At 76.3% G+C, this 12,353-nt stretch carries 6 protein-coding genes; 2 read left to right on the top strand and 4 right to left on the bottom strand.

Annotated elements, in window-relative coordinates:
• The first annotated feature begins 18 nt into the window (after positions 1-18).
• Positions 19-2,085: an ABC transporter permease gene (locus IE274_RS00780; protein ID WP_190113568.1), complete on the top strand. Its 2,067-nt coding sequence runs from the start codon at positions 19-21 to the stop codon at positions 2,083-2,085.
• Positions 2,086-2,230: 145 nt separating this feature from the next.
• Here the strand turns inward: IE274_RS00780 and IE274_RS00775 are convergent, their stop codons facing one another.
• A complete protein-coding gene (locus IE274_RS00775) occupies positions 2,231-3,793 on the bottom strand; it encodes a GAF domain-containing protein (protein ID WP_190113567.1) in 1,563 nt (520 codons plus the stop codon).
• Positions 3,794-3,920: 127 nt separating this feature from the next.
• The gene (locus IE274_RS00770) at positions 3,921-4,958 is read right to left on the bottom strand and encodes a rod shape-determining protein (protein WP_190113566.1); all 1,038 of its coding nucleotides are present in this window, start codon (positions 4,956-4,958) and stop codon (positions 3,921-3,923) included.
• Positions 4,959-5,275: 317 nt separating this feature from the next.
• Between IE274_RS00770 and IE274_RS00765 the strand changes: the two genes are divergently transcribed.
• Complete coding sequence (locus IE274_RS00765) at positions 5,276-6,685, top strand: MFS transporter (protein WP_372447231.1); 1,410 nt, start codon at positions 5,276-5,278, stop codon at positions 6,683-6,685.
• Between the two features lie 7 nt (positions 6,686-6,692).
• Here IE274_RS00765 and IE274_RS00760 read toward each other — a convergent pair whose 3' ends face one another.
• Both IE274_RS00760 and IE274_RS00755 read right to left on the bottom strand, forming a co-directional pair.
• Positions 6,693-11,237: an SAV_2336 N-terminal domain-related protein gene (locus tag IE274_RS00760; RefSeq protein ID WP_190113564.1), complete on the bottom strand. Its 4,545-nt coding sequence runs from the start codon at positions 11,235-11,237 to the stop codon at positions 6,693-6,695.
• Positions 11,224-12,339, bottom strand: coding sequence for an AAA family ATPase (locus IE274_RS00755; protein WP_190113563.1), 1,116 nt, complete (start codon positions 12,337-12,339; stop codon positions 11,224-11,226). Before IE274_RS00755 ends, IE274_RS00760 begins: the two co-directional genes overlap by 14 nt.
• Between the last annotated feature and the right edge of the window lie 14 nt (positions 12,340-12,353).

The raw sequence follows: 12,353 nt of genomic DNA, 5'->3' as shown, positions 1-12,353 counted from the left end.
GTACGTCAGGACCCACCGATGAAGCGCTTCCGCAGCCGACCGCGGCCGGGCGGGGGCCGCGTGCGCGCGCCGTTCGTGCTCGCCGTACCGGCGCTGCTCGGCGTCGCGTTCCTGCTGATGCCCCTCGTCGGGGTCCTGGCGCGTACGGAGTGGGGGCAGCTCGGCGACCACCTGACCAGCCCAGGAGTGACCGAGGCGCTCAAGCTGTCGCTCCTCGTGTCCTTCTGGGCGCTGGGCTTCTCGCTGCTGCTCGGGGTGCCCCTCGCCTGGCTGCTCGCGCGGGTCCCCTTCCCCGGCAAGGCGCTCGTCCGGTCGCTCGTGCTGCTGCCGATGGTCCTGCCGCCGACCGTCGGCGGGGTCGCGCTGCTGCTCGGCTTCGGGCGGCGCGGGCTCCTCGGGCCCTGGCTGGAGGACACCTTCGGCGTCGTCCTGCCCTTCCACACCTACGGTGCCGTCGTCGCGGCGACCTTCGTCTCCATGCCGTTCCTCGTCATCAGCCTGGAAGGCGCGATCGCCGGGCTGCGGCCCAGCTACGAGGAGACGGCGGCGTCCCTCGGCGCGTCCCCCGCCCGGGTGTTCCGCACCGTCACCCTCCCCATGGTCGCGCCCGGGCTGGCCGCCGGGGCGGCGCTCACCTGGGCGCGGGCGCTCGGCGAGTTCGGCGCGACGATCACGTTCGCGGGGAACCTGCCCGGGACGACGCAGACGCTGCCGCTCCAGGTGTACCTGCTCCTCCAGGATTCGCCGGAGGCGGCGACGTCGGTGTCCTTGCTGCTCCTTGCCATCGCGATGGCGGTGCTGGTGGCGTTGCGGGGGCGGTGGACTGGAGGCGGGGGGCCGTCGGGGGACGGCGGGAGGCGGAGGGTGCCGGACACGTCCGGGGGAGACGCGGGGGATCCGGGCACCGAAGACGTACCGGATCCGGGTGCGGTACGGGGGGCGGGGGCCGACGGCGTACGGGAGCCCCACGCCGTGCACGGGTCATTGACCGACGACGTGCCGGAGCCCGGTGCCGACCCCCTGGCCAAGCCGGCGGAGTCCGGCGGGAGTTGGGCGCTGCACGCGGACGTCACCGGCTTCACCCGGCTCGGCCTCGACGCCGAACCCGGCACCACCATCGCCGTCGTCGGGCCCAACGGCGCGGGCAAGACCACCCTCCTGCGCGCCCTCCTCGGCCTCACGCCCCGCGCGCACGCCGACCTGCGCCTCGGCGACACCGACGTCACCTCCCTCGCGCCGCACCGGCGCGGGGTCGCCTGGGTGCCCCAGGACGGGGCGCTCTTCCCGCACTTGAGTGCCCTCGGCAACACCGCGTACGGGCTGCGGGCCCAGGGCGTACCCCGTGCGGCCGCCCGGCGGGCCGCGCGGGCCTGGCTCGACCGGCTCGGCGTCGGGCACCTCGCGCACCGCAAGCCCGCGCAGCTGTCGGGCGGACAGGCCGGGCGGGTCGCCCTCGCCCGGGCCCTCGCCGCGCGGCCGCGGCTGCTGCTGCTCGACGAGCCGCTCGCCGCGCTCGACCAGACGACCCGGGCCCACGTGCGGCACACCCTGCGCGGGCATCTCGACGGCTTCGGCGGGGTGTGCCTCATCGTCACGCACGATCCCGTCGAGGCGGTGTCCCTCGCCGACCGGGTTCTGGTACTCGACGAGGGGCGGGCCCTGCAGGACGCGCCGCCCGCGGAGGTCACCCGGCATCCCCGGTCGCCGTGGGTGGCCCGGATGCTCGGCCGCAACGCCTGGCCCGGCGCGGTGGCCTCCGACGGTGTGCTCGCCCTCGCGGGCGGGGGGCGGCTCGTCGTCGCCGACCCGTTCGACGCCGGGGCCCGGGTGCTCGCCGTCATCGCCCCCGAAGCGGTGTCCGTCCACCGGGAGAAGCCCGCGGGCAGCCCGCGCAACGTGTGGTCCGGCACCGTCCGTGAGATCACCGCCGCCGGGAGCCGTCTGCGCGTCCTCATCACCTCCCCGGACGCGCCCGACCTCGTCGCCGAGATCACCCCTGCCGCGGCCGCCGAACTCGGCCTCGCGGACGGGGCCCGGGTGTGGACCAGCGTGAAGGCGACGGAGGTGTCGGTGGTGTCGCTGTAGGCGGGCCCCTGCTCGCGCCCTCCGGCCCACCATCAGCCTGTCCGGCGCTTGCGGACGAGGCCGTTCAGGCCGATACGGGGGGGCCGGGGGCGGAGCCACCGGTTTCGGGGAAAGGGGCGGGGTCGGGGAGCCCCCGGCGAGGAAGCTACAGCGGTGCCTGCCACGTCACCGTGGTCCCCGCGCTCACCCCGTCCGTCTCCCCGTCGTCGTACACGGTGAGCCGCACCCCACCCCGCCCGTCGGGCAGCACGCACCCCGCGTCGACGGCGACATCGACCCGCGTGACGGCGATACGCCGGGACGCCGCGGCGAGGGCCCGGCGCAGGGCCCGCAGGAGCCGTCCCGCGGCGGGGTCGGTGACGCGGGTGTCGACCGCGCCGATGAAGTGGACGGACGGCTGGACGCCGAGGACCGCGGCCGCCCCGGCCGTCTCCTTGAGCACCTTCCCCCGGAAGGTGGTCGGCGCGTCGGCGGGCGGCTGCTGCAGCGCGAAGATCGCCGTCCGCACCTCCTGGATGGTGGACTCCAACTCGTCCACGGCCTGATCGAGCGCCGTCCCCACCGGCGCCGCCCCGGCCCTGCGCCGCGTCGACTCCAGCATCATGCCGGTGGCGAAGAGCCGTTGGACGACGAGGTCGTGCAGGTCGCGGGCGATCCGGTCGCGGTCCTCGAAGACGGCGAGCCGCTGCCGGGACTGCTGCGCGTCGGCGAGGACGAGGGCGAGCGCGGCCTGGGAGGCGAACTGGGTGGCGAGGAGCCGTTCGACGGCCGTGTAGGGGTGGTCGCCGCGGCGGCGGGGGAGCGCGAGGGTGCCGATGAGGCGGCCGCCCGCCTGGAGGGGCAGCATCATGCTGGGCCCGAAGCGGGACCGTACGCGGGTCGTCATACGGGGGTCGGTCGCGGAGTCCTCGATGAACACCGGTTCGCCGCCGAGGAGTTGTTCGAGGACGGTGCTGCCGGGTTCGATGGTGGTGCCGATGAGGTCGTTCTGGGCGGCAGCGGCGGGGTGCCGGCGCCGCTCGGGCGAAAGCCCACCGCCCGCGCCGCCCCCACCATCCGTAGCCGCCGCCACGATCGACATCCCGCCCGCCGGTGTGGGCTGCAGGACGACACCGGCCGCTGCCCCCGCGAGCAGCCGCGCCTGCTGAGCGACCGTCATCAGGGCGTCGGCGGCGGCCTCGCCGGTGAGCAGGGCGGTGGTGACGGCGGCGGCGCCCTCGATCCAGCGTTCCCGCTGCCGGGCGGTCTCGTACAGGCGGGCGTTGCCGACGGCGATCCCCGCCTGCCCGGCGAGGATCCGCAACAGCCCGCGGTCGGCGTCGCTGAACACCCCGGCGGCCCCGGCGGTGAGATGGAGGGTGCCGAACTCCTTGTCGTGCACGAGGATGGGGACGCTCAACGAGCCCGGGCCCACGCCGGACGGGGCATCGGCGGACGCGGCCGTGCCGGACGGCATGGCGGTGGCGGTGGCCGTGGCTGTGGCTGTGGCTGTGTCATCGGGCAGCGGCATGTCGCCCGCCGCGAACACGTCCCCCGCACCCCCACCCCCCGCGTCACTCACCCTCAGCACACCCCGCCGAGCCCCGGTCAGACGTACCGCGCTGTCCACGATGTGCTGGAGCGTGGCCCGGAGTTCGAGTTCGGTGCCGACGCTGAGGACGGCGTCCAGGAGCAGCGGCAGCGGCGGTCCGCTGACGTCGTCGGTCATGGCGGCGGCGTACTCCCATCGGCTCGCGGTCCCTCCGGCACCGGACGTCCTCCGGTACCGGTGCGTGGCCCCCGGCCCCGGGGGCCCTCCGGCGCGAGCCGGTCACCCCCGCCCGAGCCGACGCCGGTCACCCCGCCAGCGGGTCGAGGACCAGTGGTTGGATCTTGCCTTCGAGCATCGCACCGAGGCCGAGGACCGCGCACACGTCGGGGCGTTCCGCGATGCGTACGGGCATGCCGGTCGCGTTGACGAGCATCTGGTCGAGGCCGGGGAGCAGGGCGCTGCCGCCGACCATCATGATGCCGCGGTCGGCGAGGTCGGCGACCAGGTCGGGCGGGCAGTCGCGGAGGACCTTGCCGATGCCGTCGAGGACGGCGGTGAGGGGGGTGTGGATGGCGTCGCGGACGGCGGCGGTCTCCACCTGCACCGAGCGGGCGAGGCCCGTCGCCACATCGCGGCCGTGGATCTCGGTGGACTCCGGGCCGTGCGCGGTCAGGCCGTTGCCGCTGAGGGCGAGCTGCAGGGGGCGTACCGACTGCGAGGGCAGCATCAACTCGTGCTGGTGGCGCAGGTGCTGCACGATCGCGTGGTCGATGGCCTCACCGCCGACGGGGATCCGCTCGGCCGTCACGATCGAGCCGAGGGAGAGCACGGCGACCTGCGTCGTGGCGGCGCCGCACACCAGGATCATGGTGGCTTCCGGGCGCTCCACGGGCAGCCCGCAGCCCACCGCGGCCGCGATGAGGGTGTCCACCAGCTCGACGCGGCGCGCGCCCAGGCCGACCATCGTCTCGACCGCCGCCCGCTGCGCCAGCGGGTCCGCGTCGTGCGGCGTGCACGCGGCGGCCCGCAGCCGGGGCTTGCGGCGCAGCGTGCGGCGCAGCTTCTCGCCGAGCAGGTGCCGCAGCATCCGCTGGCACATCTCGATGTCGACGACGGTGCCGCCGGACACGGGCCGTACGACGCGGATGTATCCGGGCGTACGTCCCGTCATCTGCTCCGCGAACTGGCCCACCGCGATCAGCGCGCCGGTGCGGGTGTTGACGGCGGCGGCGCTCGGCTCGTCGACGACGAGGCCCGCGCCCTTCACGTACACGCGGGTCCGCGCGGCCCCCAGGTCGACGGCGATATGGCAGCGACGGAGCTGTTCCAGGCTGACGGTCATGGCAGATCCTCCCGAGAGCGCAGACCGTGCGGACCGCCGGACGGCGGTCCTGTCTCGCATCGTGCGGCGGCCCGGGGCGGGGCGCGCGCTGGGATGCGCCGGGCGGGGTGCCGCCGGGCGGGTGATTCCCCACCGGATCCGGGCCGCCGTGGTCCAGGGCGGGTTCCGTCCTGGTCGGGGAGGGTGCGGTCCGCGGTACGGCCGCCCGCGTCGAAAAGGCGTTGAGGGGGACACCGGTGGGCCGGTTAGCATCCCGTGTGACACGAGCATCCGCGGAAGACGCGCCTGACGACCGGGCCGGGCAGGGCGAACCTCTCATATCCGTCGATGTGGTCCCGGGCGCCGGGGACCACGCGGATGTTCCCGGCCCGCGCCGCGACCCGCACCCCGGCCCCGGCTCAGGACCCGGCCCCGACCCCGCTCCCAAGCGGCGCATATTCGCCGATCTGACCCCGCTCCGCACCTCCGTCGACTACCGGCGGCTCTGGGTCGGCAACACCATCTCCTGGGTCGGCCAGGCCATGACGTCGCTCGCCGTGTCGCTCCAGGTGTACGACATCACCCGCTCCAGCTTCGCCGTCGGCCTGGTCGGGCTCTTCACCCTCGTACCGCTGGTGGTCTTCGGCCTGTACGGCGGCGCGGTCGCCGACACCGTGGACCGCCGCAAGGTCGGCCTGTACTCGGCGGTGGGGCTGTGTGCCCTGTCGGTCGCGCTGGCGGGCGGGGCGCTGCTCGACTACGAGCACGTGTGGTTCCTGTACGGCATCGTCGCGCTGCAGGCGGTGTGCGCCGCGCTGAACGCCCCGGCCCGCGCGTCGATGATCCCGCGCCTGCTCCCCGCCGAGCAGCTCCCGGCCGCGAACGCCCTGAACTCCCTCACGATGACGACGGGCATCACCGTCGGCCCGATGCTCGGCGGCCTCCTCGTGGGCCTGTGGGGCTATCAGTCGGCGTACCTCATCGACGCGGTGGCGTTCACGGCGGCGCTGTACGCGATGTGGCGGCTGCCCGCGATGCGCCCGGGGACGGAAGGGACGGAAGAGACGGCGAGGGGCGGAGGGGCCGAGGCCGGTGACGGGGGCGGTGCCGAGGCGGACGGCGGCGGCAAGCGGCAGCGTGCCTCCGTCCGGGACGGCCTGCGCTTCCTCGCCACCCGCCCCAACCTCCGCATGACCTTCTTCACCGACCTGTGCGCGATGGTCCTGGCGCATCCCCGGTCACTGTTCCCGGCGATCGCCGTGGTCTGGTACGGCGGCGACGCGAAGACGGCGGGCCTGCTCGCGGCGGCGCCCGCGGTGGGCGCGCTGCTCGGCGGGGTGTTCTCGGGCTGGCAGGGCCGCATCCGCCGGCACGGCCTGATGATCGTGGTGTCGGTGGCGGCCTGGGGCACGGCGATCGCGGTGTTCGGCCTCACCCGGAACCTGTGGCTCGGCGTCTTCTTCCTCGCGGTCGCCGGCTGCTCGGACATGATCTCCATGGTGTTCCGCAACACGATGCTGCAGGCGGCCACGCCGGACGCGATGCGCGGACGGCTGCAGGGCGTGTTCATCGTGGTCGTCGCGGGCGGGCCGCGGCTCGGCGACTTCCTGGCCGGGGCGGTCGGCGAGGCGGTCTCGCCCCGGGCGGCGATCGTCGGCGGCGGCGTCGCGTGCGTCCTCGCCGTGACCTTGCTCGCGGGACGCTGGCGGGCCTTTCTGCGCTACGACGCGCGCTCACCGGAGGCCTGACGGCCGATCAGGTCCCGCGGACGGCGTCGACGATCGCGGAGAGGGCGCCCACCGTGTGCCGGGCCCCGGCGGCGAGCAGGTGCTCCCGGGCGCGGTCGCCGGGCGCGTACCCGATGAACGGGACGTCCAGGGCTCCGGCGGCGGTCGCCTCCGCGACGGTCGCCCCGATCATCAGGCAGCGCGCGGCGGAGGTGCCGGGCCGGGCGAGCACACGGCGCAGGCCCGCCGGGTCGGGGAGGAGCCGGGTGAGGTCGCCGGTGCGGCAGTGGACGCGCTCCGGCGGGATGTCGATCCCGTGGTCGGTGAGGTACGTGGTCACGGCGCGCGCGGCCGTGTCGGTGACCAGACACACGGCGCGGGGGCGGGTACGGGGGCGCGAGCCGGGCCCGGAGCCGGTGCCGTCCGCGAGGAGCCGGACGAGTACGGCGGCGTGCGGCACCGGCTTCGCGCTGAACACGGCCTGCCGCTCGACGCGGTCCAACTCGTCGGCGAGGTCGGCGGCGAGGGGGCGTTCGGCGGCGAAGGCGCGCAGGACGTCCAGCGGGTGGACGTACTCGCTGCCGCCCCCGACGCGCGGCACCGGCTCACCGCCGAGCGCCGCCTCCGGGTCGCGCCGCTCCACGACGAGGCCGAGCAGCCGGAGCGTCGCCTCGCGGGCCTTGCCGGGGGCGTAGAGCCGGGTGAGGGTGCCGTCGAAGCCGAGGATGATCGTGTCGGCCTGGTCGAGGGTGTCGCGGAGGGAGGGGAACGCGCCGGTGGGGCGGGCCGCGACGGGCTCGATCCGGCAGACCCAGGCGGTCGATCCCGGCACCGGCCCGAAGCGCGTCAGGTCCGCCCGGCCGTCGCGGTACAGCTCGTCGTGGACGTCGCCCGGGATCACGACGACCGCCGCGTCCGGCCCGGCAGAGGTGTCGGCGGGCGGCGGCTCCGCCGGGTTCGGGGTGCCGCCGACGGTGACGAGCAGCCCCAGGCCGGGGTACGCGCCCACGATGAAGGGCAGTTCGCGCAGGATCGTGGTGAGCAGCAGGGCGCGCGGCACCTCGGCGGAGACCTGCACGTCCCAGCCGCGCTCGCGGGGCAGCAGCTCGAACTGCTCCGGCGCGGCGCCGCCCTGCCCGAGCAGCCGGGCGACGGTCCGGCTGAGCTTCATCAGGGTGTCCGCCTGCCAGCCGGGGCGGGCGGTGAAGGAGAAGGCGAGGGTGGTGGCGGTCCCCGCCGCCGCGTCCGCCGCGCGCAGGCCGCCCAGCTCCTGGCGGAGTTCCCGCAGTACGGCGGGGGGCTCGGCGCCGAGTTCCGCCAGATGCCGGGTGCGGTACTCCTCGTACGCGGAGATCGCCTCGTCTATGCGGCCCTGGCGCTGGAGCGCCACGAGGTGGAGGCGGTGGAGGTCCTCGTCGTGGGGGAACTCCTGGAGCGCGCCCCGGAGATCGTCGGTGGCCCGGCTCGACTCACCTGCTGCCAGATCGAGTTCGGCGCGCGTGCGGAGCAGTGCCGTGCGCAGCAGGCGCAGCCGTGCGCGGGTGTCCCGCGCCGCCGGGCCGGGAACGCCGGGCAGGGGGTCGCCGCGCCACAGCAGGAGGGCGGACGTGACCAGCGTGCGGGCGCGGGCGTAGTTCCCGGCGGCGCGGGCCTCCTCGGCGTCGGCGGCCAGTCTCCGGCAGCGCACGATGTCGACGTCGTCGGGGGAGACCGGCAGGGCGTAGCCGTCACCGTGACGTTCCACGGAGCGCGGGCCGAGGGCGTTGCGCAGGCGGGACGCGTACGTCCGCACCAGGCGGGTGGCGTCGGGGCGGACGGGGGGTTTCCACAGCCCGGCCGCCAGCTCGTCGCCGTGCAGGGTCCCGCCCTCGCGGAGCAGCAGCATGCAGAGCACGGCCTGCTCCTGGGGAGAGCCGACGGCCAGGGGGTGGCCGTCGCGCGTGATGCGGAGCGGGCCGAGCAGGTCGTAGCGGCGCGGGTGCTCCTCGCGCGGGGCGAGGCGGGCGAGCCGCTCGGCACCGGCGACCTGGAGTGCCGCGTCCTCCGACACCAACTCCCGCATTGCTTGGCGGAGTTCGTCCGCCAGGCGCTCCGGTAGTACCTGCGCTTCGTCGAGCGGGATCGTGAGCTGTTCGGGCAAGGTCATCCAGGTGCCGGTGTGCAGGAGGTGCACGACGCGGCCGAGGTCGCGGAGGTCGGCCGCGCGGCTCGTGTCGTCGCAGGCGATCAGGTCGAAGCCGTAGAGGACGGGGCCGTGGTCGGCGAGGACGACGCGGCGGGTCGACAGCCTGCCGTGGGCGATCCCGTGTATGTGCAGCTCCAGCACGGCCTCCGCCAACTGCCGGACCACATCGATGAGTTGGCGGGCGGGCAGTCCGTGCCGGTGCCGTTCGAGCGCGGCGCGCAGGGTCTCCCCGTCGTGGTGCTCCAGGATCAGGTGCGGCACCCCGCGCAGCGTGCCGTCGTCCCGCAGGGCGGCCACGTTCGGGTGGCTGAGGCCGCGCAGGGCGCGGCACAGCGGTTCGAAGCGTCGGAGCGCGTCCCGCGACGCGTCGCGGTAGCGCGCCACGACCACGGTGCGGTCGCCCTGCCAGGTGTCCTGCGCGAGCAGGTCGGGACCGCGCCCCCGGAGCCGCTCCGTCACCCGGTACCGCCCCCCGATCAGCCCCGCGACCCCCTCCTCGCCCTCCGGCCCCCCCACCCCCGCCAACTGCCGCACACTCTCCGCACGCACCGTCGCGAACGGCTCCCCCTCGACCGCCACCGCCCCCGCGCTCCGCCCGACCCCCTGCGCCACCGCCCGCAGCTCCCCGGGCGCCACCCCCGCCCGCTCGTCGATCAACGCCCCCACCCGGGCGAGGAGTTGCCGCGTCCGCCCCCGCGCCGACCTCGGCACCGTCCCGAGCAGCACCTCGCGCACCCCGTCCCGGAACGCGTACGACCCGGGTGGCCCGTCGGGCGTGCCCGTGAGCATGCCGCTGAGGATGACCTCCGCGAGGTGCTGGGCGCGGGGGCGCCGTTCCACCGCCGCCTGGACGAGCCGCATGACCGGCAGCCGGGGCTCGCCCACCGCCAGATGTCCGGCCAGGCGGAACGCCTCCGGTGACGCGGTCGAGCGGAAACGCAGGACGAGGTCCTGCGGGGAGAGGAGCGTGACGTCCTCGCGCTCCACCCCGTCCGGACCGAGCGCCGCCGCCGGACGGGGTGCCAGCCACCCCACCGAGCCGGGCAGTCGGCGCCCGCCCACGTCGGCGACGAGTGACGACCAGTTCGCCAGCCAGCGCGGGGACGCGTCGAGGACGGGCACGGGCAGGGCGTCCGGGTGGACGGCGGACGGCTCGGCGGCGTAGGGGTCGAAGGGGTCGAAGGTGTACGTCGCGGAGGGCGCGGCGGCGTGCGGGGCGGCGAGCAGGCCCGGGGCCGCGGGCAGCGCGGTCGTGGACCAGAGGCGTTCGGGCAGCGGCTGGAGCACGGCCAGCGGCAGCCGCGAGGCCCAGTGGCGCAGCGTCCGGTACCAGCGGCGCCCGGCCCGGCCCTCCCGCCACTGGGGGCCCATGCAGTCGCTGACCAGGAGGACGACGGTGCGGCCCGCTGCGGGCGCGGCGGCGGCGCGGGCCGGTACCGTGCCGTCGGGCGCCGCCCGGTGCAGTTCCACGGTGCGGAAGAGGCCCGACTGTACGAGGGCCGCGTGCAGTTCGCGCACCAGCGGCCGCCACACGGGCATCGTCGGCCCGTCGTCGTACACCAGGCAGAGCCGCAGCCAGCGCTCCTCCGCCGGGCGCAGCACCGGCAGCCAGCCGCGCGGGTGCGCGCCGAGCGCGGCGATGCGGTGCGCGGTCGCCTCCTCGTCCAGGACCCGCCCGACGGGCGCGGGCACGCGGCGCCCGAGGGGGCGCAGGGCGCGCTGCAGGGCCAGCGGGTGGGCGATCATCGGCGGTACGGGCACGTGGAGGGCGGTGCCGTCGACTGCCGCGCGGGTGTGGGGAGTTGGGGGTGCCTGGGTTTCGGCCGAGGTGTCCCCGGGGGTGCCTGGGCGGTGGGGTCCGGCGGGGAGGTGCAGGGGGATGCGGGAGTCGGCGGGTGGAGCGGGACGAGTGGTCGGGGGCGTGCGGCCGGGGTGGGGGGAGGCGGGGTCCTTCGGGTCCGTCGGGTTCGCCGAGTCCGGTGGGGCCGCGTCCGGTCGAGCGGGGTCGGTGGGGGCCGCCGCAGCGGAGCCGCCCGCGCCCGCGCCGCCGCGCGCCCACGGCTGCGACGCCGTGCCGCTGCCCGTCTCCCCGTCCGGGGCCCCGGGGCCCGGCTCCGGGCGCAGGTGCCGGGCCAGCCACAGGAGTTCGGCGAGTTCGGCGGCGGACGGGCCGTCGCCGCCGCCCGCCGCGCCGGTGAGGACGGCGGCGAGCCCGGCGACGGCGGAGGCGCGGGCGGGGACCGGGGCGCGCTCGACCGCCGGGGCGCCCTCGGTACCCGGGGAACCCGCGCGCCCCCGGCCGTCCTCGGCCCCCGGAGCGCCCGCGCGCCCGGAGCCGTCCGGGTCCGGGGCCCCGCCCGCACCCCCCGCCGCGTCAGAACCCCGCATCGGACCCCTCGTCCGGCGCGTGCTCCGCGCCCTCGCTCAAGTACGGCATGAGCAGCCGTGCCAGCTCGTCCCGGGACGTGGCCTCCAGTCCGGCCGCGCCGGTGAGGTAGATGGCGTTGAGGAGCTGGTCGGTGGCCAGCTCGCCGCCGCTGCCGCGGGCCACGAAGCGGTCGATCAACTCGCGGGCGTGCACGTCCGGTTCGCCCAGGTGGGCGCGGACGATCTCCTCCAGGTGCTCGCCGTGCGGGCGGCGCAGGCGCAGGGTGACGCAGCGGCGCAGGAAGGCGGGCGGGAACTCGCGTTCGCCGTTGCTGGTGAGCACCACGAACGGGAACGCGCGGCAGCGCACCCGGCCCTTCGCCACGGTGACGGGGTCGTCCGAGCCGTCGGCGGGCAACGACGCGGTCGGCGTGTGCCGGGCGACGCGCGCCAGCTCCGGGATCTCGTACTGGCCCTCCTCCAGGACGTTCAGGAGGTCGTTCGGCAGGTCCAGGTCGCTCTTGTCGATCTCGTCGATGAGCAGGGCGCGGGGGTGGGCGTAGGGGAGCAGGGCGGTGCCGAGGGGGCCGAGGCGGAGGTGGTCCTCGATGCCGGTACGGTCGGGCGGCGGCGGGGTGGTGGCGGGGTCGGCGGCCGGCGGGGCGTCGGGCGCCGGGGCGCCGCCGGCGGGACCGGAGTCGCCGCCGCCCCCGGCGCTGTCGGCCGCGGCGCGGCCCGCCGCGTACAGGCGGGACAGCGGATCGTACTGGTACAGGCCGTCGTGCAGCGTGCTGCGGCTGGTGATGTTCCAGCGCAGCACGGGGCCGAGCCCCAGCTCGCGGGCGACCGCGTAGACGAGGCTCGACTTGCCGCTGCCGGGCGGGCCGGTGACGAGCAGGGGGCGGCGCAGGTACAGGGCGGCGTTGACGAGTTGGACGCACTCGTCGGTGGCGCGGTAGGTGCGGGCGCGGTGCGCGCGGTCGGGGGAGGTCGCGGAGCGGTCCGCGCGCGGGGCGTCGAGGACGGGGCCGCCGTCGAAGGCGCGCCACGGCGGCGGCGGGGGCAGCCGCGTGATGCCGTCGTGCGGCTCGCTCGTGCCGGTGTACACGGGCCACAGGGACATGCGGACTCTTTCCT

It is taken from the genome of Streptomyces flavofungini, from assembly GCF_014650815.1.
Taxonomy (GTDB): domain Bacteria; phylum Actinomycetota; class Actinomycetes; order Streptomycetales; family Streptomycetaceae; genus Streptomyces; species Streptomyces flavofungini.
The sequence above is the reverse complement of the archived record's forward strand: the minus strand, read 5'-3'. Positions and strand labels throughout refer to the sequence as shown.